A 24,530-nucleotide genomic window follows, 5' to 3' on the forward strand; every position below is an offset into this window, starting at 1 on the left:
TGGGGATGAACACTCCCCTCCCCTCGCTGAAAGGACGACAATGCGACTCTTGCTGGCCTGCACCTGCCTGACCCCGGTAACCGTGATCCTGCCGTTGGAGGCGGCGTCTGCTGAAACCACCGTCACCACTGCCCGGACGACACCGATCGCCACGGGCAGCGCCAATAACGGCGCGGCCGACAGCATCCGCATTTCCTCTGCCGGATCGATCAAGCCGACTTCCGGCGTCGCGGTTACGATCAACAGCAACCATGGCGTGACGAACGAGGGCACGCTCCAGATTACCGACGCCAGCAACGCTGCGGGAATTGTTGCTAATACCGGAACAGCTGGCACCATCACGAACAAGGGCACGATCACGCTTGACGAAGCCTACAAGCCCGCCGATGCCGACAAGGACGGCGATCTGGATGGCCCTTTCGCACAGGCGCAGAACCGTTTCGGCATTCGCACGCTGGGTGATTTTACCGGATCGGTGATCAATGAAGGCACGATCAACGTTGCGGGCAATGCCAGCGCAGGCATAGCGCTTGACGGACGACTGAATGGCAATCTCACCAGCAGCGGAACCGTCACTTCCGTCGGTGACAATTCCGCTGCCATCCGCGCCGGCACCGTCACCGGCAATGTTGCCGTCAGCGGTACCGTAACCGCAACCGGAGCCAGCAGCGTCGCCCTCGATCTGGCAGGCCCGATCGGCGGTGCGCTCACCATTCAGGGCAGCATAGCCGCGACCGGCTATCGCAATGTCACCGCGCCTGCCGATGTCAGCAAGCTTGATGCCGATGACCTGCTGCAGGGCGGCCCGGCAATCCGTGTGGCGGGATCCGTCGGTGGGGGCATTCTGTTTGATGCACCGCCGCGCGACACCAAGGCCGACGACAAGGATGAGGACAAGGACGGCATCGAGGATGCCAAGGAGGGCACGGCGTCGGTGCTGGCCTATGGCGCAGCGCCCGCCGTCCGCATCGGGTCGGCCGGTCAGGACATCGTGATCGGAGCGGTTGCAGGAACGGCGGCAGCCGGAAACGGCATCGTCAACAATGGCCGGATCGAAGGTATCGGCGTCTACAAGGACGTGGCCGCCACCGGAATGGAGATCGGCGGACAGGGTCAGAGGGTCACCGTCGCGGGCGGCATTCTGAACAACGGCGTGATTGCCGCAAGCTCGCGCGGCGGCAACGCATCTGCCCTGAAGATCGGGCCACTGGCCAATGCTCCCGCCTTGCAGAACAGCGGCACGATCGAGGCAACAGGCGGCGATTCCGCTGTCAGCCAGGTGCGCGCGCTGTTTGTTGACACCACAGGATCACTGACGCGAGTGACCAATGGCGGCAAGATCGCCGCAACTGCCGCCAATGAAGGCTCGGCGGCCGCAATTACCGACCTGTCCGGTTCGCTGAGGACCATCGAGAACAGCGGCACGATCAGCGCGACCAGCGCCAAGCCTGTGGCGGGGCGCGCGGTTGCGATCGATCTGTCCGCGAACGCGTCGGGCACCACGATCCGGCAGACCGCGGCGACGGCAGCTGCAAAGCCTTCCATCACGGGCGACATCCGCCTCGGTTCGGGAAGCGACATTCTCGACATTTCCGCCGGAACGCTCAACGGCGCGATGGCTTTCGGCGCCGGTGACAATCAACTGCTCGCCAGCGGCGAAGCGAGCGTGACGGGCAATGCCGCCTTCGGCAGCGGCGCGGATCTGGTGCAGCTTTCGGGCAAGTCGATGCTCGCGGGCGATCTCGATCTCGGAGGCGGTAGCGACAGGCTGTCGATCAGGGATACAGCCCAGTTGCGAGGTACGATCACCGGGGCATCACAGGCAGCCATCACGGTCTCGGGTGGCTCGCTGCTGCTGACTGCGCCGAGCGCGATGCAGGTTGCTTCGCTGGCGGTCACGGAAAAGGGCACGCTGGGCGTGACTGTCGACGGCAGGACCGGCACGGCGACCCGGATAACCGTGGCCGGAAATGCGAACTTTGCTGCCGGATCGAAGCTGGCAGTCAACCTGACGAGCGTCAGCAAATCGGCGGGCACCTACCAGATCCTCACTGCAGGGACGCTGACCGGCAGCGCCAATCTTTCCAATGCAGACATCACCCTGCCCTATCTCTTCACATCGAGCCTGACGACAAGTGACGCGAGTGGTGCGGTGGCGCTGACCATCAAGCCCAAGGCCGCATCCGAACTGGCGTTCACGGCGTCGCAGGCACGCGCCTATGATGCGGTGTTCAGGGCGCTCGACAATGATGCGGCAGTCGCAGGTGGCTTCCTTGCCCTGACCAGGGCCGAAGAGGCGCGCGCAGCCATGCAGCAGATGCTCCCCGATCATGCCGGCGGCAGCTTCGCCACGGTCACCCAGGGTTCCCGCGCGACCGCGCGTTTTCTCACCGACGCAGTCGCGCCCTATGCCGATCAGGGCGGCTGGGGAATCTGGCTGCAGCAGGCGGCCTGGGGTGGCAGCAAGGATCAGGGGGGCACCGCATCGTTCCGCACCAGCGGATGGGGCGCAACCGGGGGGCTGGAGGTCCAGGCCGGAGAATTCGGCCATCTCGGGCTGTCGCTTGCCTATCTGAACGGCAAGAACGCCGATCGCGATACCGATGGCGAAGTGGTGTCGGACCAGTATGAACTGGCGGCCCATTGGCGCGGCAACTGGGGACCGGTCCGCGCCTTTGCCCGCGGCTCTGCCGCGATCATCGACTTCTCGGGAACCCGCCGCTTTGCTCAGATCGTCGCTGGCAAGCAGGTCGAACGGATCGCGAAGGGAGAATGGTCCGGCGACCTGTACAGCGCTGCAGCCGGAATCGCCTATGAAGCTGAGCTGGGCAAGAGACTGGTCCTGCGGCCGACCGCCGTGATCGACTATTACCGGCTGGACGAGAGCGGCTATGCCGAAACCGGCGGAGGCGATGCATTCAACCTCACCGTCGACAAGCGCAGCAGCGACGAAATCGCGGTCAGCGCGACGCTGGTTGCTGGATATGAACTAGGCAGCCTGATGCCCGGCGATGTCTGGCTGCGTGCCGAGATCGAAGGCGGGCGGCGCCAGATTGTCGGCGGATCGCTGGGTGAAACCACCGCGCGCTTCAAGGGTGGTGATGCCTTCACGCTGCTTGCCGACGCGCGCAGCGATGGCTGGACCGGTGCCGTGCGTATGGTCGGCGGCCAGGACGGTTTCCGCATGGCCGGCGAGATAGGCGCGGAAGAGCAGTACGAACGGCTCGCCCTGGCCGCGCGCGTTTCGCTACGCCTAGGGTTCTGAGTACAAAAAAATGCGGGCCAGCCCATTGCCAGGCTGGCCCGCATCCTCCCGTTCTTTCTACCCGGCCAGCAGCAGCGTGCCACCATCCGGATCAATTCGATCAGAACTCGCTCCAGTCGTCGTCATCGGCCACCGGGCTCAGCGCCAGATTGCCCGATGTCCTCGGAGCAGGCCGGGCCTTGGCGACAGGGCGGCTTGCCGGCGCGGATGCTGCCGAGCTCGACGGGCGGCCCAGTGCGGTCTTGAGGCGGAACCTTCCGACCAGCGATGCCAGCTCATCGGCCTCCGATGCCAGGGTCCGCGCAGCAGCGGTGGTTTCTTCCACCATGGCTGCGTTCTGCTGAGTCATCTTGTCCATGTCGCCGACAGAGTTGTTCACGCTGCGCAGATTGGACGACTGGGTTTCGGCCCCGTCGGCGATTTCTGCGATCATCACGCTCACATCGCCGATGCGGCCCATGATCTGGTCGAACATCTTGCCGGTTTCGGCGACCAGGCCGACGCCTTCCTGAACCTGTTCGGTCGAAGCGGTGATCAGCGCCTTGATGTCCTTTGCGGCATCGGCAGAGCGCTGCGCAAGGCTGCGGACCTCGTTGGCGACCACCGCAAAGCCCTTGCCCGATTCCCCGGCGCGTGCAGCTTCGACCCCGGCATTGAGCGCCAGCAGGTTGGTCTGGAAGGCGATGCTGTCGATGACATTGATGATCTGGCTGATTTCCTGCGAGCTCTTCTCGATCGCATCCATCGCGCTGACCGCCTTGTCGACAACCTGACCGCCGGCATTGGCGTCCTTGTGCACGGCGTCGATCTCGCTGCGCGCGGCCTTGGCACCCGAGGCAGACTCGCCCACCATGCCGGTAACCTTGTCCATCGCGCTTGCTGCGCCTTCGAGGCTTGCGGCCTGCTGTTCGGTGCGATGCGACAGGTCTTCCGATGCAGCGCGGATTTCGCTGGCGCCGTTGTGAACGCTCTGGGCAGAGCTGGCGACGCTCGACAGGCTGGTCTCGAGGCCTTCCACCGTTCGGTTGAAGGTCAGGCGCAGGCCGTCGTAATTGGCAGCGAAAGGCTCGGTGATCTGATAGGTCATGTCGCCTGCGGCCAGAGCCTCCAGACCCTTGCCCAGGGCCGAAACGACATTGGCCTGATCCTGGTCGGCACGGGCCTTGGCCACGGCCGCATCGCGGAACACCACCACGGCGCGGGCCATGTCGCCCAGTTCGTCGGCACGGCTGACATCGACGTCGATCGCGTTCTTGCCTGCAGCAAGGCTGGCCATCGCGTCAGTCAGACGGGTGATCGGCAGTGCAATTGCACGGCTGAGGGCAACGGCGAGACCGATGGCGATACCGATCAGGGCAATGCCGCCCAGGACCAGTGCGATCACCGCCGATGTCAACGCCGATTCCTGTCGGGCCGAATTCTTCTCGATCGATGCCAGTTCGGTGTCGCGAATATCGCGCAGCGGCAGCACCGCCTTGCTTACCAGCACCGCCTTGCCGGCGTTGCGGACAGCCTCAACCGCCTGCTCGCGGCGACCCTGCTGAGTCCACTTGATCAGCTTGTCGCCCCAGTTCTTGCGCCACGCCAGCGTCTCGGTGCGCGCTTCTTCCAGGAGCTTGAGATGCGCCGGATTGACGATCAGCGTCTCGAGTTCCTTGGCAGCCGCATCATATTCGTCACGGCCCTCGTAATAGGACTTCAGATAGCTCTCGTCACCCGTGACCAGGTACCCGCGGAACTGGCTGTTCTGTCGCAGCAGCGAGGTCTCGAGAAGCTGCACCTTGCCATAGATGAGCTGGGAATGATTGTTCTGGTCCGTCGACGACTGGATCATCCAGAGGTTGACGGCGAAGACGATCATCATCAGCGCAGCAGAGCTGCAGATCATCAGGAAGGACAGGCTGAGCTTCCGTGGAATGTTCAGTTTGTTCAGCATGATCAACCCTTTGTGCATGCGAAGCGGGGCGCGGCCCCCGCAGGACCAGACAATGGCGTGGCAAGACTTGCCCGGCGGACCTGCAGGGGCTTGCGCATCAGAAGAAGAACCTTGCAGAGGCGGATACGGTACGGCCGTACATGGTCCGAGCCATGACGACGCCCGAAGCCGGGATCGCGCCTTCAGAGATGCTGGTGATGGCCCGCTCGTTGAACAGGTTGCTGGCGTTCAGGCTGAATTCCAGCTTTTCCATCGGACGGAACTGGGCAAACGCGCCCACCGTGGTGAAGGCCGGCAGGCGGATCAGGTTCACGTCCTGCGCAAAGCTGCCCGTCGTGCCGATCACATTGACGCCGACCGAGAACATGTCGGTGTCGAACTGCGGGCGGATGCCGTAGAGCAGCTTGGGCTGGCCACGCGGAATATTGCCGACCAGCGTTGGCGTTTCCGCACCATCGATCTCCGCTTCGGTATAGGTGGCGTGCGCAGTCACGCTGAACGGACCGCGACGAATTCCTCCCTCGAACTCGAGGCCGTAAGCCTTGTAGGAGCGAGCGACGGTGACAAGCTGGGTCAGACCGGTGGTCGGGTTGGTCAGCAGCTGCGAGTTGGTTTCGTCGGTCAGCGCATAGAAGCCGGTCAGGTTCAGCATGATGCCGTCCTTGCGGTACTTTACGCCCACTTCCGCCTGGCGCAGCACATCATGCCCCGCCACGCTGTTGAGCAATGCGCCGGTGACCGTGCTCACGGCCGGCGTGAACAGGATCTTGTCTGCCCCGGCACGACCGCCGCGGCTGTAGCGTGCGAATACCGAGAACGGTTCGGACACGCGGAAATTGCCGCTGAGCGAGTACGACACATAATCATGGTTGTAGTTGACCGGGAAGGTCACGCCGACGGGAATGAAGGTCACGCGGCTTTCGGGCACCGAGATCGTGCCATTGCCGTTGATATCAAAGGGACGCGCGCCGGTATCGTTGATGATGTTGCCGCGGGCCCGAACGTTATCCCAGCGGATCGAACCGCCGATGGCGATCTTGCCCTTGGCATAGTTGAACGATCCGAACGGCGCCGTGATCTGATAGGTCATGTCGGTGTTCTTGGAATTGCCGAAGCCTCCGGCGCTGCCATAGACCAGGATGCCGCCATCGGTCACCGGAATGCCGGTTGCGGTACGCAGGTTGATCGGCACCGACTGGCCACCGCCAACGGCGTCCTGGAAGAAGGTGGTGAAGCCGATTTCCGAAACATATTCCTGGCTCGAACGGTACAGGCCCGCAGTGGTGGTGAGGTCACCGCCGCCAATGTTCCAGACGCGGCTGACACGCAGGTCGTTCGTCATGTTGCTGACATCGGGCACGTCGGAATCCGCGATGAACGAGAGCGTGAGCAGACCGTTGCCCGATCCGTCAAACGCCTGACCGGCGCGCGGACCGGCTGCAAAGCTGAGCGTGGCGCCAGGGCCGCCGAAGCGGGTCGCAAATGCCGCTGCAGGAGCGGTTGCCGAGGGGAACAAGATGACGCTCCGCAGCGACTGGTCCGCATAGCGGAAGCGGTTGGTGACCGACCATTCGCCCAGGCTGAATTGCGCATCAAATCCCAGCGCCTTGGCCTTGGCATGGGTACCCGTGCTCAGATTTTCGCGCGTCGGCTGGCCCGAAGCCCCGAGGCGCAGAGAATTGGGCAGGCTCGGCGAGAGGAGCGAGTCCGTGCGGCTGTCGAGGCCGCGAGGATCGGCGAAGGACGGATCGCTGTTGGTGCCAGTGACCAGCAGAGGTGTATTGATGAAGCTTGGGGCCCGATCGTCAAGCAGCTTGCCGTAGACCCGGATATAGCCGTTGTTGAACTGCTTGGTGACGTTGAACTTGACCTGTCCGCCGCGCATGGAGTTCATGCCGGTTTCACGCGGACCTTCGCCTTCGCGATAGAAACCGCCGACATGGAAGCGCCAGCCATCGCCAAGGCGCGCGCCATAGTCGAAATCGGTTCGATAACTTTCAAAGTCCAGACCGATCGTGGCCATGATCGATCCGCCCTCGACTTCACCGGTCTTCGAGATCAGGTTGATCACGCCGCCGGGTGCGTTCGATGCAAAGGTGGAAGCCGAACCGCCGCGGATCGATTCGACCTGCGCGATGTTCAGGTCGGCACGCAAAAAGATGTCCGGGGTGAGAGTCAGCAGATCGCCGAATTCGAGAACCGGCAGGCCATCTTCCTGCAGCTGGATGTACTTGGCACCATCATTGACCAGCGGGAGACCACGGACGGTATAGCTGTTGCCTGCCTCTCCGGTGCTGGCATTGACGCGAATACCGGGAATGTTGCGGAACAGCTCGGCCAGCGAACGCGGCGCGATGGTGATGATGTCATTTTCCTTGATCGCGCTCGTCGAGGTAGCGCTGTTCAGGCGATCGCGACCCCGGGCCACACCTGTAGTGACCATGTCGCCTTCATCGACCGTGCGGCTTGCTTCCCAGGCCGTCATCGGCTTGTCTTCCTGGGCGAACGCAGGGGTAACCAATGCCGACATGGCAATGGTGGCGACCGATGCGTAAGCTGAAACTTTGTACTTGAAGAAATTCATGGATTGCCCCTGCTCTTGAAAGCTTTCCAGACGGGCCTATTTGATTCCGATTAAAGCGTGGTTAACAGCGGTTGACGAAGATATTCACCACGGCCGGACCCGGCAGAAATCGCCGAAGACTCGGCTTGAATGCAGCCTTCGGCGCGATGCCACCAACGACAAAGGGCCTGACGCGGACGTCAGACCCTTGATCGTATCGAGCTCATCAATCGCGGCCTCTCATGCCGGCGATCGAAACCGACCGGCATGAAGAGCCGCGATCGATGCGGATCAGAAGAAGAAACGTGCCGATGCGGAAATGGAACGGCCGAAAAGCGGTCGTGTCATGACCACGCCGGACGCCGGGATCGTGCCTTCCGAAATGCCCGTGATGGCGCGTTCGTTCAGCACGTTGTTCGCGTTGATGCTGAGTTCCAGCCGCTCCATCGGGCGGACCTGTGCAAACAGGCCGACCGTGGTGTATCCCGGCATGCGCAGCTGGTTCACGTCCTGGCTGAAGCTGTCGGTCACGCCAATGATGTTCGCACCGATCGTGAACGTTTCGGTATCATATTGCGGGGTCACCCCGAACAGCAGCTTGGGCTGGTTACGCGGGATATTGCCCACCAGCGCAGGATTTTCGGCGCTCTTGATCTCAGCTTCCGTATAGGTGGCATGCGCGGTGACGCTGAACGGTCCGCGACGGAAGCCGCCTTCGAACTCGAGACCATAGGCCTCGTAGGCGCGTGTCACCGAGTTCAGTTCCAGCTGCCCCGTCACCGGGTTGGTCAGGATCTGCGCGTTGGTGTCATCGGTCTTGGCATGGAAACCGGTCAGGTTGAGGACCAGACCGTTCTTGCGGAACTTCAGACCGATTTCCGCCTGGCGGACGCTGTCGTCGCCCGCACCGCTGTCAAGCAGCGCACCCGTAGTGGCGCTGATGGCGCGGCTGAACAGGATCTTGTCTGCCGCAGCACGACCGCCAAGACTGTACCGGGCAAACATCGCAAAGGGCTCTGCTATGCGATAGTTCACGCTGACCGAGTAGGACAGGTAATCGTGGCTGTAGTTGACCGGCTGCGTCACGCCCACCGGTACGAACGAGACCAGACGCTCCGGCGCGGAGATGACGCCGTTGCCGTTCATGTCAAATGTGCGGACGCCCGGGTCGTTCATCACGTTGCCGCGCGCACGGCTGTTGTCCCAGCGCACAGAACCGCCCAGCGCGATCTTGCCCTTGGCGAAATTGATCGAGGCAAAGGGGGCTGTGGTCTGATAGGTGACCGCGTTGTCGCGAATGTTCCCCGCAGCGCCCGGTCCGCCAAAGTTGCGATATCCGCCATCGGTGACGAAACCACCCGCCGCCGTGACGAGGTCGAGCGGAACGGCCTGCCCGCCGCCGACAACATCCTGGAAGAAGGTGGCAAAACCGATTTCAGAGATGAACTTCTGATTGGAGCGATACAGACCCGCCGTGGTGGTCAGGTCACCGCCGCCCACGCTCCAGACACGGCTGATGCGCAGGTCGTTGGTCATGTTGCTCACATCAGGAGCGTCATTGTCCGAGAAGAAGGACAGGGCCACCAGACCATTGCCGCCCGCGGCGCTGAAAGCCTGGCCTGCGCGTGGGCCTGCAGCATAGCGGAACGCTGCACCCGCACCGCCGAAGCGCGAAGCAAACTGCGCTGCCGGCGCCGCCGAAGAGACAACCAGGGTGGTGTTGCGCGTGGACTGATCGGCATAACGGAAGCGGTTGGTGACCGTCCAGTCGCCAAGGCTGAACTGCGCTTCGAAGCCCAGCGTCTTGGCCTGTGCCTCGACGCCGTCGATGAAGTTGCGGCGACGCACCTGCCCGGACGAGCCGAGCGTCAGCACGACGGGCAGCGTCGGCGAAAGCAGCGAGTTGGTGCGGCTGCTGACGCCGACCGGATCACTGAATGAAGGATCGGCATTTGTGCCGGTAACCAGAAGGGGCGTGCCGGTGAAAGTCGGTACGCGATCGTCCAGCAGCTTGGCATAGACGCGGACATAACCGCCGTCGAACTGCTTGGTCACGTTGAGCTTCACCTGGCCGCCGCGCGATGCGTTGAAGCCGGTTTCCCGAATGCCCTCGCCCTCACGGTAGAACCCGCCGATATGGAACCGCCAGCCATCGCCAAGGCGACCGCCATAATCGAAATCGGTGCGATAGCTCTCGAAATCCACGCCGACAGTCGCCATGACCGATCCGCCCTCGACCTCGCCGGTCTTGGAGATCAGATTGATGACGCCGCCGGGAGCATTCGACGCGAAGGTCGAAGCGGAGCCGCCGCGAATGGATTCGACCTGGCCCACGTTGAAATCGGCGCGCACGAAAATGTCGGGCGTCAGGCGCATCAGATCGCCGAATTCCATGACCGGCAGGCCATCTTCCTGAATCTGTATATATTTACTGGCGCCATTCACCATCGGCAGGCCGCGGACGGTGTAATTGTTCTGCGCCTCGCCAGCAGCGGCTTCGACACGGATGCCGGGGATATTGCGAAAAAGTTCAGCCAGCGAACGCGGCGCCAGACGAACGATGTCGTTTTCCTTGATGGCGCTGGTCGAGGTTGCACTGTTGAGACGGTCGCGGCCACGGGCCACGCCCGTGGTAACCATGTCGCCCTCGTCGACAGTGCGGCTTGCCTCCCAGGCCGTCAGAGGTTCAGCTTCCTGTGCAAAAGCGGGCGCGGCAAATGCTGCAGCCGCAATAGCGACAGTCGAAACGCGAAGAAGTGCTCGATAACATTCAGACGTCATTGGTGCCCCCAATAGGATTGAACGAATCGGCGATTAGAATGTTAGATTTAATGAGGTGTTAAGCGCATTTGACCGCCCGAATGCCGCTTAAAACGAGCATATCAGAGCGTCATTCCTGCGCTTTCTAGTGCTAAAACAGCGAATTAGGCCTGGTCTTCAGGCATCACGCTGACCAGAGGGGTGCCTTTGCTCCAGCTTTTATTCTGGCAATGCAGCCTTGGAATCCCTGCAACCGTTTGTATTTCTTATTCTTGCATTTTTTCCGTGATCGAGTGCATTTTTTGCATCTGATGGTCAATAAATGCGCGGCGCGCTGGCAAGCCCTTATCCCGCCATCGAAGACGGCGCCGCGAATGCGGACTCTCGTCGTGCTTGCGTACCGCCGTCTCCCGGTAACCGATGTTCTGATTCCATCGCGAAGCATCTGCGGCGTTAACTGCTTGTTTACGCTGCTTACCTAGCCAATGTTCATAGGTCGGGTGTCCATGCCGACCCTGGCGTTGGCGAGAAACATGTCTGCATTAGCTACCCGAAAAATTCCCAGCGCCGTCGGTCTCTCGGCTCGAGACTTTGTCGCGGACACAGGACAGCCGTCACCGCAGGCCATCGACACGGGCGCGGGCGAACTTTTCCGCCAGGCCGGGATATGCCGATCGCTGGGATCTGAATTTGTCGGCGATGTGCTCGAAGCGGCCGCGCGCCAGCTTCACCATGCCCGCAAGACCGAGGCAGTTATCGTCAGCTGGCCGGGCGACCGGGCTGCTGCTGCGCTGGCAATGCGCCTCAACGGAGCTCTGCATGCCATCGCACGGCGCGGTGTTCTGCCCGATCTCACGGCCCTTTACTGTGGCGACCATGCCGATTTTGACCGGGCGATCGGCGAAGCTCTCGCCAAGTTCGACGACTTCATCCTTCAATGGCTGCGCGATCCGACCCAGACCAACGAGGTGGGGCGCTCGGCCGCGCTGATGGCCGCGCTGATGGTCGCAGCCCGGCAGTATGGCATGCCTTTCGAACTGCTCGAACTCGGGACCAGCTGCGGGCTCAATCTCAACCTGGGTCGCTATGGCTACGATCTCGGCGGCGTTGCGGTTGGCGATCCGCGCTCGAGCCTGCAGATAGCTCCCGAGTGGAGAGGTCCATCGCCTTTGCCTGCCCCGGTGGAGATCCGTTCGGCGCACGGGGTCGATCTGCATCCGCTCGATGCACGCGATGCCGATTCCTGCGAGCGGCTTCTGGCGTTCATCTGGGCCGATCAGGGCCATCGAATCCAGCGCCTCGAACGGGCGCTCGACATCGCCCGAGAGCACCCTCCCCAGATCGACGAGGCCGAGGCAATTGGCTGGATCGAGCGCAAGCTGGCTATCCCGCAGACCAGTGGCACGTGCCGTGTCGTGTTCCATTCGATGTTCCGGCAATATCTGCCTGTACCCGAACAGGCGCGGCTGGCCGATCTGATCACCGCAGTCGGGCAGACGGCAACCCCGGAACGGCCGCTTGCATGGGTCAGTCTGGAATGGACGCCCACCCGAAGCGAAGTGCGGTTGTCGCTGACCTGCTGGCCTGATGGCGAGCAGCGCGTGCTGGCAACCTGCCACCCCTATGGCGAATGGATAGACTGGCGCTGATTCCCGCAAAGCGAAGCCTTGCGCAGGCTCTTCCTGCGCGCCAGTACTGATGGGATGGCAGACCGACCAGATCTCGAAACATTGCTGCTGGGCCCTGTGCTCGCAGAGCGCGATTGCGGGGAATGCACGGCTTGCTGCATCACGCTGAAGGTCGACACTCCCGAACTAAAGAAGCCCGCCGGGACACCCTGCCCGCAACTTGCCGCCACCGGCTGCACCATCCATCCGTCTCGCCCGACCATATGCCGGACCTGGTTTTGTGCCTGGCGGCGCGTTGCCGCCCTGCCCGATGATGCACGCCCCGACCGCTCCGGCCTGATCGTTTCGGTCAGCTTCAACCGCGATTCGCGCAATGCGTTCGAGGCCATTGCGCTGACAGTGCTCGCGCTGCCCGGAAGCGATGCCATAGCCAGCGGGATGGCGGCGCATGTGCTCGATACGCTGTGCGACCGACCGATTGCCGTATGGTTCAGCGATGGGTCACGCAAGATGCTGATGCATCCGGAGAACGACGTTGCCGAAACGGTGCTGTCAGGAGCCACACCACCGCCGCATCTCGCAGCGGAAGTGGCGATATGGCGCGCCCAATATGCCGAGTTCCTTAGGTGATTGCTGCACTCTGACTAACGGTGGACATATCTGTCATCCTGCGCGAAAAGACGGCTTGGCGCATGGGGCGCGACAAAGGCGGGAGCGGATATGAGCGGGATCGACCGGAGGCTGTTCGTGGCAGGCGCGGGCGCCGCACTGATCGGCGCAGTCGGCAAGGCAGCGACTAGCGGAGGTTCAACGAGCGGCACCATCACCCTGCCCTTTGCCAATGGAACGCGTCCGCTGGTGTCGCTGCCCGGCAAGCGCGAAATGATCCTGCTGACCAGCCGCCCGCCGCAGCTCGAAACGCCGTTCAGCGTATTCAATGACGGGCTGCTGACGCCCAATGACGCGTTTTTCGTCCGTTATCACCTGTCGGGCCTTCCGACGGACATCGATCCGCGCAGGTTCCGCCTCGCCATTGGCGGACATGTGGAAAAGCCGCTGCAGATCGGCCTCGAATCGCTGCGCCGCGACTTTCCGGTGAGCGAGATCGTCGCGGTCAACCAGTGCTCGGGCAACAGCCGCGGATTCGTCACCCCGCGTGTTGCGGGCGGCCAGTTGGGCAATGGCGCGATGGGCAATGCGCGCTGGCAGGGCGTGGCGCTGAAGCACCTGCTTGCCAAGGCCGGGGTGCGCGCGGGCGCTGCCCAGGTGACCTTCAACGGGCTCGACAATCCGCCCGCCGATGGCATTGCCGATTTCGTCAAGGCGCTCGATATCGACCATGCGCTCGATGGCGAGGTTATGGTCGCCTTTGCGATGAACGGGGAGGAACTGCCCTTCCTCAACGGCTATCCGCTGCGGCTGGTGGTACCCGGCTTTTTCGGCACTTATTGGGTCAAGCACCTCCATGAAATCAATGTCGTGGACGCCGAGTTTGACGGTTACTGGATGAAGACCGCCTATCGCATTCCCGACAATGACTGCCGCTGCGCGGAGCCCGGTATCAAGCCCGACAAGACCGTACCGATCGCGAGGTTCAACGTGCGTTCCTTCCTGACCAGCCATCAGGATGGAGCGGCGATTGGTGCGGGCAGGACCACCGAATTGCGCGGCATCGCGTTCAGCGGCGGCGATCCGGTCAAGCGCGTGCTGGTGTCGCCCGACAATGGCCAGAACTGGCAGGAGGCGAAGCTGGGCGAATATCTGGGGCGCTATTCGTTCCGCGAATGGAAGCTGGGAATGACCCTTGCCAAGGGCCGCCATGCCTTGCGCGTTCGCGCCGAAACGCAGGGAGGCGAGACACAACCGATGGAACCGCGCTGGCAGCCCTCAGGCTATATGCGCAACGTTGTCGAAACGATCAACGTGGAGGCGCTGTGATGAAAGCCAAGAGTCTGTTCATCGGCCTCGGCCTGCTCGCTGTCGCCGCCGGCGGCGTGACCTGGACGCTGATGGATCGCGAAACGGGACCGGATATCGTCGCCGCGCGGATGGAGCCGGTCAGCTACCCGTTGCCCGAAGAGGCCATTCCCGCCGAACTGTCGGACACCGAGGCGGAGATCGTGGTCAACAACTGCACCGCCTGCCACAGCCTGGAATACATCACCACCCAGCCGCGCGGCATGGGCGACAAGTTCTGGAACGACGAGGTCACCAAGATGGCCAAGGTCTATGGCGCGCCGGTCGAGCCCGGCGATGCCGAAGCGATCGCGAAGCTGCTCGCCGAACGCTTCGGTTAGAAGAGCAGCATCACTACCGCGAACGACGCCGCAAGGCTGGTCAGCGTCGCGATCAGCACCGGGATAGCGGGGCGAACGCCGGTTTCCATCAGCAGGTCCATGCGGCTGCGCATCGCGGTCGCGATCACGGCAATCAGCAGCAGGCCCTTGGACAGGCTGAGCGCCGAATCGCGCACGGGATCGGGCATGGAAACGAGCGAGTTGACCAGAACGACGGCGAAAAAGGCGACGATGAACCAGGGCAAGGCCAGCCGCTTCCACAACGGGCTGCCTTCGGCCTGATCGGCATTGCCGATGACCAGCCCGGTGATGATGACCACCGGCGCCAGCATCGCCACACGCGACAGCTTGACGATCGCAGCATAGCTGCCCGCGCTTTCCGAAAAGGCATAGCCGCCTCCGATCGCCTGCGCGACGTCATGGATCGACGCACCGATCAGGAACCCCGCCTGCTGGTCGCTCAGCTCCAGGTATTCGGCGAGGATCGGATAGAGCGACATGGCAAGCGCGCTCGCCAGCGACACCACGACCAAAGTGATCGCGAATTGCGACTGGTTCAGCCGCTCCCGCCCGATAATGCCATATAGCGCCATCGCCGCGCTCGCACCGCAGATCGCCGTCGCCCCGCCTGCGAGAATACCCGTATAGCGTGACTGCCCGACCAGCCGCGCACCCAGAATTCCGGCGAGAAAGGTCACCGTCATGATCGCCGCCAGCGCGGCAAAAGGCTCGACGCCAAGCGAACCGATCTGCTCGAACGTCACCTGCAGGCCCAGCAGCACCACGCCGAAGCGCAAACAGGTGCGCGAGGCGAAATCGAGCCCCTTGTGGCTGCGCGGATCGCGCGCGATGAAGCTCAGCGACAGCCCGATCAGCAGACCCAGCAGGATGATCGGGAAATTGTAATGCTCGGACAACCAGGCGGCCGCACCGGCAGCGATCGCGCAGACGGCGAGGCCCTGAAAGATCGTGTCGCGCGGTTTGGCGCCCTGAGGCTCAGGCGCGGGCGCAGCTTCTGCCAGGTACATTTCGCCGAAGAGGTCACCGGCTGCGGGGAGCGAATCCCAGTCAATCTCCTGACGCTTCACCTGCATTCCCCCTCCCCAGGACTACGCAATATGTCCTTCGGTGTCATATAAGGCTTTTCTTACGCGCGCGAGCGGTTATCGTGCAAGCAAGAAGCGCCGGGGACAGGTGCATCGGCCGGGAGGACTGCAGGATGAACGAGGCACGACATCAGGGCATGGCACGCGGCGCAGCAATTGCGCTGGTCGCCCTGCTGTTTCTCGGCAACGCGCTCAACTATGTCGACCGTCAGGTTCTGGCGCTCCTAAAGCCCACGCTCGAGGGCGAATTCGGCTGGTCGGATGCGGATTATGCGCATCTTGGCTCCTCGTTCCAGATTGCGGCAGCGGGCACGCTGCTGTTCGTCGGCTGGTTCGTCGATCGCCTCGGCGTGCGCGTCGCCTATGCCATCGCGGTGACCGTCTGGAGCGCAGCCGGCATGGCGCATGCGCTGGCGCAGACGGTACAGCAGTTCGTCGCCGCACGCGTCATCCTGGCTGCAGGCGAATCGGTGAGCACGCCTGCTGGGCTCAAGGCGGCGGCCATGTACCTGCCGGTGAAGCAGCGCAGCATCGCCATCGGGTTGATCAACACCGCGCCCAATATCGGCGCGATCCTGACGCCCCTGCTGATCCCGCCCTTCGCGCTCGCCTTCGGGTGGAAGGCGGCGTTCTGGGTTACCGGCGCGTTGGGCTTTGTCTGGCTTGCAGGCTGGTGGTGGGGCACCCGGGGCCTCAAGCCGCTGGGCGATATTCCCGAGCGCGCGCGCGTCCCCTGGGGCACGCTGCTTTCCGACCGCAAGACCTGGACCGTGATCGGCGCGAAATTCTGCATCGATGCGGTCTGGTGGTTCGTGCTGTTCTGGATGCCCGATTTCTTCAACCGCCAGTTCGGCCTTTCGCAGGGCGAGCTCGGCTGGCCGATCGCGATCATCTTCACCCTCGCCGCCTTGGGCGCGATCACCTCGGGCGGCCTTTACCCGATCCTGCTCAGCCGGGGCATGACCGTCAACGGCGCGCGCAAGACCTCGATGCTGTTCTATGCTTTGGTCGTGCTCGCGATGCCACTCTCGCTCCAGACCGGCGATCCGTGGATCGCGGCGGTGCTGATCGGCCTGGGGCTGTTCGCGCATCAGGGCTTTTCGACCAATGTCTTCGGCATGACCGCCGACATCATCCCCGCCACCCGGGTCGCCAGCGTGATCGCGCTGGGCGCGGTCGCGGGCAATCTGTCGGGCACCGCGATCATCGAGTTCGCGGGCTATTCGCTGGGTAGCGGCATGGGATATGTGCCGCTGTTCGCGATCTGCGGCAGCGCCTATCTGGTCGCGCTGGCGTTCATCCAGCTGATGATCCCGCGGCTGAAACTGGCAGCGGAATAAGGCCAGAGGGGTCAGTGCTCGTCATCGCCAGGGGGCAGCGGCTTGGCCGGGGCCCCCGGCCTGTCGAGCGATGCCGCGACCTTAGGCTTGATCAAGCCCTCCCAGAGCGCCCAGCGGCAGATGCTCGCCACGATCGCGATCCACAGCGGGATATAGACGAGGACCGGAAGATCGATGAACCCGGCATAATCGGCTGTGACCAATGCAAAGCCGATCCACCCCATCACCGTGATGAAGGGTTTCAGGCGGTCGATATGGACTGCCACTCGCGATGCACGTTCAACGATTCGCTCCACGGTAGCAGCATCTCATCATCCAGCCATCCGGACAATGCCGCGAACTTGGCTTGATCCGTTTAGGGGCAATAACGCCCCCGTCATGCAACAAGCACTTGCTCGCCAAGAAGCCTGTCCATGAAACGCACCATATCTCCAGGCCACGCGCTGGTCAGAGTCTGGAATTCATCGGTTCGCGCCGAGTAGAGCGCCCGCAGCGCTTCCTCGTAATTTGGCATGTCACCGCATGCTGCCTGCATGAAGCGATAGGCCGCGTCCCGGCATTCGCGGTCCGTACGGCCCTTCGCACGCTCCTGGTCAATCAGCCTGCGAAGCGTAGCGGATGCACCCCCGGACTGGTTTGCCAACCAGTCCCAATGCTTGGGAAGAAGAGTGACCTCGCGGGCTTGCACACCAAGTTTCGGCCTGCCTGCCGCTCGCGGGGCGACATTTCTGTAATCAAGGTCGGTGACACGACCCGTGCAGTCATCAAAAACGAGGATCGTGCCATCCTGGGCTTCCAGAACCTCAGCCAGAACCCTGGCGACCTCGTCGCGCGGACCAGAGGCAATCTGCCGCCCGTGCTGAAATGCAGTTACGTTGGTCATGGCTTTGCTACCTCGATTTGCGTTGGCGAGGTTTATATCCGGGTAAAATATCCCGGTCAATACTATCCGGGTAATATTAGCACTGCAGCGGCGCAAGTCCCCTGCCCTCCACCGCACGATGCGGAACCCGCAACAAAAAAGGCCCCGGACATGTCGTCCGGGGCCCCATTTGGGTCGCTCAAGCCTGACTCAGCGCAGGCGTGCGCGCAGGCTGATGCCGAAATAGCGGTCCGCGTCGCGCGGGATCTGCAGGCGCTGGCCGGCGCTGACATTGAGCAGCGCATAGGCATTGTCGGTGATGTTGCGCGCGAGGAAGCTCACGCGGTAGTTGTCCTCGGGGTCCGAGAAGCCGATCGAGCCGTTCCAGATGCCATAGGCCGCGATCGGGCCCTGTTCGCCAAGGTCGGAGAACTGCCGGCTGACATGGCGGAAATCGGTGTCCAGATACATCTTGAAGCCGCCCAGATCGCGCTCGTAGCTGGTGCCGATGGTCCAGGTGAACTTGGGCGCCAAGGGCAGTTGGGTGCCGTTGCGCGCATCGGGCGCGTTGGTCGCGGGGTTCGGGTTGAACCGCTTGACGGTGGCGTCGGCATAGGCGCCGCTCGCACGCAGCGTCCAGCCATCGACCGGCACCGCGAGCAGATCGACCTCGAAGCCTTCGCTCTTCACCGAACCGGCGTTGGTCAGGTTCGAGACGACCGCGCCGTTGAGCAGCACGAAGTTGTTCGCCTGGAAGCCGTCATAGGTGACGGTGAAGGCGGACAGGTTGAACTGCACGCGGTTGTCGAGGAACTGCGACTTGAGGCCGATCTCGAACGCGTCCGAGGTTTCCTCGTCGATCGGGATCGCGTTGGTCGGTGCGGTGTGGTTGAAGAACACGTTGAACGCCGGGCCCTTGTAGCCGCGGGTGTAGCTGCCATAGAGCATCACGTCCTCGCTCGGCGTGAACTGCAGCACCGCACGGCCCGAAAGGTTGCCGTTGGAGCTGTCGCCGCGCGAAGTGTTGGTACCGTTGCCGCCCGAAGCGATGGTGCCGCCCGCAGGCGCGCCCGAGACGCCGGGACCGGTCGCAGGCAGACCGGTGGTCGCGTTCACGCCCGGCGCACGGGTGTGGACGAAGCTCAGGTCATCCCAGGTGTAGCGCAGGCCGCCGGTCAGCGCGAACATGTCGCTCAGGCGGTAGGTTGCCTGGCCGAAGATCGCATAGTTACGCGATTCCACAGCGCTGAACGAAGTCGCAGTCGGGAACAGCGTGTTGGTGCGATCATTCACATTGCACGGGCGGCCGCCGGTGATCGGATCGACCGGCAGGGTCGAGGTGGTGCAGGTGATATTGCGGCGGGTGAAGTCCTGCTCGTTGTCCGAGCCCCAGATGAAACCGCCGATCTGGTAGAAGAACGGCTTGCTCTGGTCCGACGCGAGACGCAGCTCGAGCGAGAGCTGCTCGGTGCGGACCTGGCCATTGTCGTGGAGTTCGCCCGTGCCGACGAGCGCGCGCGGCAGGAAGTCGCCTTCGCGAATTTCGGTATTTTCCCAGTTGCGATAGCCCGCGATGACGCTCAGCACATGGCTGGTGAACACGTCGAAATCGGCCGAAGCGGTCAGGCTCCACTGCTTGTCGAGCGTGCGGGTGACGAGGTTGTGGTTGACGAAGCGCTGGTTGACGCCGCGCGCCACGCCGCCGGGCAGGCCGAGCTCGGCATCGAGCACCGCACCACGGCTGACGCCGGTCACATCGGCGCAGCAATCGTCATCGGCCTCGAAATAATCGGCGATGAAGCGGAAGCGCGTGCCGCCATTGTCATAATCGAGAATGCCGCGCGCGCCGTAATGCTCGTAGCCGTTGATGCGGTTGCGGCGGCCACCGTTGATGTTGGTGATGTTGCCGTCATAGCTGCCATAGAAGCCGGTGATGCGGCCAGTCAGGTTCTCGGCGAGCGGGCCGGAAATCGCGCCGCGCAGGCGATATTCGTCATCGTCGAACGCTTCGAGCCGAGCTTCGGCCTGAAGCGTGTCGGTGCCGCCCTTGGATACGATGTTGACGAGACCGGCGGATGCGTTCTTGCCGAACAAGGTGCCCTGCGGGCCGCGCAGAACTTCGAGGCGATCGGCGTCGACCAGGTCCATGAACGCCTGCCCCGAACGGCTGAGCACCACGCCGTCGACCACGGTCGAAACGCTGGGCTCTGCTGCGATCGAGAAGGTGATGGTGCCGACGCCGCGCATCACGATAGCGCTGTTGGCGCTGGTCGTGCCCTTGCGGAACGACACCGAGGGGACAAGCTGGGTCAGGCCTTCAAGGCTGGTAACACCGGTAGTTTCGAGGCGTTCGGATGTGATCGCGGTGATGGCAATCGGAACATCCTGGACGTTCTCGGCAACCTTCTGCGCGGTGACGACGATTTCGCCGATACCGCCCTGATCCTCATCCGCCGATTCCTGCGCCTGGGCAGGCATTGCAAAGGCGAGCGAAAGCGCGGTCGCGGACAAGGCGACGGCACGAATGGAAAACATGTTGATGAGCTTCATGATAACCCCTCCCTGCTGAAATGCGGTCGTAGCGGGGGCTTGCCGCCCCTTGATATGGTCGCCGCGATTGACGCTTGATCTGCTATGACTGCCCCGATATGTCAAGCGGTGTCAGAAAAACGGACAATGGCTGCGGCCATTCCGCCACAGTGCGGCTCAGGATGAGGAAAAGCGCCTTGAAACTGCGGGTGAATGCCCAGATCGACGGTTTCGATCTCCTTTTTGGAGACCGGATCGTGCTGTCGCATCGCACGACCTGTCCTGCGGTGGTCATGGCGCGAGGCAATCCCGAGATCACGATGTTTCGCGGCAATTTCCGCATTTCCGACTCGCCAGCCGACAAGTTAGTTCCGACCGCCTGGCGTCAGGCGGACGGTGGCATCGAATTGCTGCACGACGACGCGCCAGTCGCCACGATTTCGACCAATCTCAACCGGTTGACGATCAACGCGCTGTTGCCGGGTTACGACCGCCTCCGCGTCCGATTCCATGCTGAGCCAAGCGAATGCGTCTGGGGTGGCGGCGAACAGATGAGCTATCTCGCGCTGAATGGCCGCGCCTTCCCGATCTGGACGAGCGAACCTGGCGTCGGACGCGACAAGTCAACCGAACTCACCCGCATCATGGATGCCGAGGGCATGGCGGGCGGCGACTACTGGAACACCAACTACCCGCAGCCGACCTTTCTCACCTCGCGCTGGCTGGCGGTGCATCTCGACGCCAGTTGCTACAGCGTGCTCGATTTCACCGATCCCGGCTGCCACGCAGTGGACGTGTGGAGCAACATGGTCGCCTTCGAGCTGTTTGCCGCTGATGGTCCGCTCGAACTCGTCTCGGTGCTGTCGAAGCGCTTCGGTCGCCAGCCTCAACTGCCCGACTGGGCGATCGGCGGCGCGATCGTGGGGCTCAAATCCGGCGCATCGAGCTTTGACCGGCTCGAACGTTTTATCGAAGCGGGTGCCGCCATCTCTGCCTTGTGGTGCGAGGACTGGGCGGGAATCCGCGAAACCAGCTTTGGCCGTCGCCTGTTCTGGGATTGGCATAACGGAGAGCGCAGTGCCCGGCGCTATCCGGACCTGAAGACGCGCATTGCAGACCTGCATCAGCGCGGCATCAGGTTCATGGCCTATGCCAATCCCTATATTGCCGCAGATGGCGAGCTTTTCGCCGAAGCGGCAGGCGGCGGCCACTTTTGTCTTCGCACCGACAGCGACGACGTCCATCTGGTCGATTTCGGCAAGTTCGATTGCGGGGTGGTCGACTTCACCCGCGAGCAATCCCGCGCCTGGTTCGCCGAGCGCGTGCTGGGGCGCGAGATGCTCGATATCGGCATCGACGGCTGGATGGCCGATTTCGGCGAATATCTGCCCACCGACCTGCGCCTGGCCGACGGCTCCGATCCCATGGAGGCGCACAATCGCTGGCCAGTGCTCTGGGCTGAAGTCAACGCACGTGCAGTCGAAAGCCGCGGCCGAACCGGCGATGCCGTGTTCTTCATGCGGGCGGGCTTTTCGGGCGTTCAGGCGCATTGCCCGCTGCTCTGGGCGGGCGACCAGTCGGTCGATTTCACCCGGCACGACGGCATCGGCACGGTGATTACCGGCGCACTGTCTGCAGGCCTGGTCGGTAACGCCTACAGCCATTCGGACTGCGGCGGTTATACCTCGCTGCATGGAAACATCCGCACCGAAGAGTTGATGCAGCGCTGGTGCGAGTTGGCTGCGTTTGCTCCCGTCATGCGCAGTCATGAGGGCAACCGGCCCGACGACAATCTGCAATATGATTCGAAACCCGACCTGCTCGCCTGTTTCGCGCGCTGGAGCCGGGTGCACCTCCATCTTGCGCCTTATGTGCGTCATCTGTGCAACGAGGCGCGGGACCATGGGCTGCCGGTGCAGCGCCCGCTGTTCCTGCACCACCCCCATGATCCTGCCCTCTTTACGGTGCAGGATCAGTTTCTCTACGGTGCAGATATGCTGGTGGCCCCGGTCGTCGAAAAGGGTGTATCTCGGCGCCGGGTCATTCTGCCCGGAGCGGGTGTCTGGCGGCATGTCTGGACCGGCAACGATTATGCGCCCGGCACCCACGACATCCCTGCCCCGATCGGCCAGCCACCGGTCTTCTATCGCCCTGACAGCGTCCATGCCGCGCTGTTCGAGGGCCTGAACGAGGTGCTGGAGCGATGAGCGAACGGGCGAACATCCGCGATGTCGCGGCCAAGGCGGGCGTGGCGGTCAAGACGGTCAGCCGGGTGCTGAACGGCCACCCCTATGTCAGCCAGGCAACGCGCGACCGGGTGGAGGACGCGATGCGCGCGCTCGATTTCCGCCCCAGCGTCGCCGCGCGCATCCTGTCGGGCGGCAAGTCGAACCAGATCGCGCTGATCTACGACAATCACAGCCCCTATTACATGTTCCAGATCCAGACCGGATGCTGGGATTTCTGCCGCGCCAACCGCATCCGCCTGCTTGCGCAGCCGGTCGATGTCGCGGACCAGCAGGTGGGCGAACAGGTCCGCGGGCTCGTCACCGAAACGCATGTCGATGGCATCATCCTCTCCTCGCCGGTCACCGATTGCGATCCGGTGCTGCGTGCGCTCGAAGCGCTAGACGTGCCGTTCGTCCGCATCTCGCCAGGCACCAACCATGCGCTGACGAGTTCCGTGTTCATGGACGATGCCCAGGCCGCCGACGACATGACCACGCATCTGATCAATGCGGGCCATCGCCGTATCGGCTTCATCAAGGGGCATCCCAACCACATGGCGTCGGACGACCGGCTGTTCGGCTATCGCCGCGCGCTCGATCGCGCGGGCCTGCCTTATGATCCGGTGCTGGTCTGCGATGGCGAGTTCGATTTCGATTCGGGCGTGCGCGGCGGACGCGCGCTGCTCGATCTGCCGCAGCGACCGAGCGCCATCTTCGCCTCGAACGACGATATGGCAGCTGGCGTGCTTGCAGTCGCGCACGATCGCGGCATGGACGTTCCTGCCGAGCTTTCGGTGGCGGGGTTCGACGACACCACGCTCGCGCGCACCGTCTGGCCGCCGCTTACCACCATCCACCAGCCGATGGCGGAACTCGCGCGCACCGCGACCGAAATCCTCATCGCTGGCGGCGACATCACCCATCGCCGCCTTCCGCATCAACTTGTCGAACGCGCCTCGGTAGCGCCCCCAAACAGGACCTTTTCATGAGCGAACTGCCCTTGCCTCCCGCCTTTCGTGCCCTTGGCGGAAGCGACATCATGGTTTCCCCCATCGCCTGGGGCATGTGGCGCCTTGCCGAGAATGGCCGGAGTGCAGCCGAAGCGACGCGCCTCGTCCATGCCGCGCTCGATGCCGGAATCAATTTCCTCGATACTGCGGATATTTACGGCTTTGACGGCCAGGGCGGCTTTGGCGATGCCGAGGCGCTGCTCGGCGAGGTGCTCGCCGCCGATCCGGCGCTGCGCAGCCGCATGGTGCTGGCGACCAAGGGTGGCATCCTGCCTCCCCTGCCCTATGACCAGAGCGCCGATTATCTGCGCACCGCGATCGACAATTCGCTGCGCCGCCTGAAGATCGATATGGTCGATCTGTGGCAGATTCACCGCCCCGACATCCTGGCGCATCCGCAGGAAGTCGCGCGCGTGCTCGACGATGCGGTCAGCGCAGGCAAGATCCGCAGCATCGGCGTGTCGAATTTCACCGTGCACCAGATTGCAGCGCTCGATCATTTTCTCAGCCACAAGCTGGTCACCACCCAGCCCGAGATCAGCCCGCTGCGGATCACCTGCTTCGAAAATGGCGAGCTCGATCAGGCGATGATGATGGGCCTGACGCCCATGGCCTGGTCACCGCTGGGCGGCGGACGCCTGGCAGCGGCGGAGACCGCGCGCGACCGGTTGGTGGCGGCGGCGCTCGACGCGGTGGCCGAGGCGCAAGGCGTCTCGCGCAGCGTCGCGGCCTATAGCTGGCTGATGGCGCACCCGGCGGGGATTATCCCGATCATCGGATCGCAACAGGCCGAACGCATCGCCGAGGGTGCGCAGGCGCTCAAGGTCCGCTGGACCCGGCAGGACTGGTATGCCGTGCTGGTCGCTGCACGCGGCGAGCAGCTGCCCTGATGTTGCGCACCATGCTTCGACAAGCTCAGCATGAGCGGCGTTGGAGCGGCCAATCAACCTCCATCCGCTCAGCCTGAGCTTGTCGAAGGCCCCGCGCCAGACCGAAGGAACCGAAA

The 24,530-nt window shown here is 63.2% G+C and carries 16 protein-coding genes; 9 read left to right on the top strand and 7 right to left on the bottom strand.

The window, feature by feature from the left end; genetic code table 11:
* Positions 1–40: 40 nt before the first annotated feature.
* Positions 41–3,265 (top strand): autotransporter domain-containing protein, encoded by a 3,225-nt coding sequence (locus C7451_RS02825; protein ID WP_110297479.1) that lies wholly within the window; start codon positions 41–43, stop codon positions 3,263–3,265.
* A 100-nt stretch (positions 3,266–3,365) separates the two neighbouring features.
* Here C7451_RS02825 and C7451_RS02830 read toward each other — a convergent pair whose 3' ends face one another.
* The 3 genes from C7451_RS02830 to C7451_RS02840 all read right to left on the bottom strand — a co-directional run bounded on the left by C7451_RS02830 (position 3,366) and on the right by C7451_RS02840 (position 10,404).
* On the bottom strand, positions 3,366–5,201 hold the full coding sequence (locus C7451_RS02830) for a methyl-accepting chemotaxis protein (RefSeq protein WP_244181539.1): 1,836 nt from the start codon (positions 5,199–5,201) through the stop codon (positions 3,366–3,368).
* Positions 5,202–5,298: 97 nt separating this feature from the next.
* Positions 5,299–7,785 carry a TonB-dependent receptor domain-containing protein gene (locus tag C7451_RS02835; RefSeq protein ID WP_341866608.1) on the bottom strand — a complete coding sequence of 829 codons (2,487 nt, stop codon included), beginning with the start codon at positions 7,783–7,785 and terminating at the stop codon, positions 5,299–5,301.
* A 270-nt stretch (positions 7,786–8,055) separates the two neighbouring features.
* A complete protein-coding gene (locus tag C7451_RS02840) occupies positions 8,056–10,404 on the bottom strand; it encodes a TonB-dependent receptor domain-containing protein (protein ID WP_244181541.1) in 2,349 nt (782 codons plus the stop codon).
* A gap of 653 nt (positions 10,405–11,057) precedes the next feature.
* Here C7451_RS02840 and C7451_RS02845 point away from each other — a divergent pair.
* The 4 genes from C7451_RS02845 to sorB all read left to right on the top strand — a co-directional run bounded on the left by C7451_RS02845 (position 11,058) and on the right by sorB (position 14,449).
* On the top strand, positions 11,058–12,173 hold the full coding sequence (locus C7451_RS02845) for a DUF2332 domain-containing protein (RefSeq protein ID WP_110297480.1): 1,116 nt from the start codon (positions 11,058–11,060) through the stop codon (positions 12,171–12,173).
* Between the two features lie 54 nt (positions 12,174–12,227).
* On the top strand, positions 12,228–12,782 hold the full coding sequence (locus C7451_RS02850; RefSeq protein ID WP_110297481.1) for a YkgJ family cysteine cluster protein: 555 nt from the start codon (positions 12,228–12,230) through the stop codon (positions 12,780–12,782).
* A 90-nt stretch (positions 12,783–12,872) separates the two neighbouring features.
* Positions 12,873–14,090, top strand: a complete 1,218-nt coding sequence (gene sorA / locus C7451_RS02855) for a SorA family sulfite dehydrogenase catalytic subunit (RefSeq protein WP_110297482.1) — start codon at positions 12,873–12,875, stop codon at positions 14,088–14,090.
* Complete coding sequence (gene sorB, locus C7451_RS02860; RefSeq protein WP_110297483.1) at positions 14,090–14,449, top strand: SorB family sulfite dehydrogenase c-type cytochrome subunit; 360 nt, start codon at positions 14,090–14,092, stop codon at positions 14,447–14,449. Before sorA ends, sorB begins: the two co-directional genes overlap by 1 nt.
* Here the strand turns inward: sorB and C7451_RS02865 are convergent.
* A complete protein-coding gene (locus C7451_RS02865; protein WP_167398407.1) occupies positions 14,446–15,543 on the bottom strand; it encodes a YeiH family protein in 1,098 nt (365 codons plus the stop codon). The genes sorB and C7451_RS02865 overlap by 4 nt on opposite strands.
* Positions 15,544–15,668: 125 nt before the next feature.
* Here C7451_RS02865 and C7451_RS02870 point away from each other — a divergent pair, with 125 nt between their 5' ends.
* The gene (locus C7451_RS02870) at positions 15,669–16,895 is read left to right on the top strand and encodes an MFS transporter (RefSeq protein WP_110297484.1); all 1,227 of its coding nucleotides are present in this window, start codon (positions 15,669–15,671) and stop codon (positions 16,893–16,895) included.
* A gap of 11 nt (positions 16,896–16,906) precedes the next feature.
* Here C7451_RS02870 and C7451_RS02875 read toward each other — a convergent pair whose 3' ends face one another.
* From C7451_RS02875 to C7451_RS02885, 3 genes are all read right to left on the bottom strand, one after another.
* On the bottom strand, positions 16,907–17,191 hold the full coding sequence (locus tag C7451_RS02875) for a hypothetical protein (RefSeq protein WP_146215274.1): 285 nt from the start codon (positions 17,189–17,191) through the stop codon (positions 16,907–16,909).
* An 80-nt stretch (positions 17,192–17,271) separates the two neighbouring features.
* Positions 17,272–17,778 carry a DUF2239 family protein gene (locus tag C7451_RS02880; RefSeq protein ID WP_110297701.1) on the bottom strand — a complete coding sequence of 169 codons (507 nt, stop codon included), beginning with the start codon at positions 17,776–17,778 and terminating at the stop codon, positions 17,272–17,274.
* Positions 17,779–17,967: 189 nt separating this feature from the next.
* Positions 17,968–20,307, bottom strand: coding sequence for a TonB-dependent receptor (locus tag C7451_RS02885; RefSeq protein WP_110297486.1), 2,340 nt, complete (start codon positions 20,305–20,307; stop codon positions 17,968–17,970).
* A 176-nt stretch (positions 20,308–20,483) separates the two neighbouring features.
* Between C7451_RS02885 and C7451_RS02890 the strand changes: the two genes are divergently transcribed.
* The 3 genes from C7451_RS02890 to C7451_RS02900 are packed head-to-tail and all read left to right on the top strand — an operon-like array spanning position 20,484 to position 24,414.
* Complete coding sequence (locus C7451_RS02890) at positions 20,484–22,493, top strand: alpha-glucosidase (RefSeq protein WP_244181544.1); 2,010 nt, start codon at positions 20,484–20,486, stop codon at positions 22,491–22,493.
* Complete coding sequence (locus tag C7451_RS02895; protein ID WP_110297488.1) at positions 22,490–23,503, top strand: LacI family DNA-binding transcriptional regulator; 1,014 nt, start codon at positions 22,490–22,492, stop codon at positions 23,501–23,503. The genes C7451_RS02890 and C7451_RS02895 overlap by 4 nt, the downstream gene beginning before the upstream one ends.
* Positions 23,500–24,414 (top strand): aldo/keto reductase, encoded by a 915-nt coding sequence (locus C7451_RS02900; protein ID WP_110297489.1) that lies wholly within the window; start codon positions 23,500–23,502, stop codon positions 24,412–24,414. The genes C7451_RS02895 and C7451_RS02900 overlap by 4 nt, the downstream gene beginning before the upstream one ends.
* Positions 24,415–24,530: the final 116 nt, after the last annotated feature.

The sequence above is a fragment of the Blastomonas natatoria genome, from assembly GCF_003201955.1.
Taxonomy (GTDB): domain Bacteria; phylum Pseudomonadota; class Alphaproteobacteria; order Sphingomonadales; family Sphingomonadaceae; genus Blastomonas; species Blastomonas natatoria.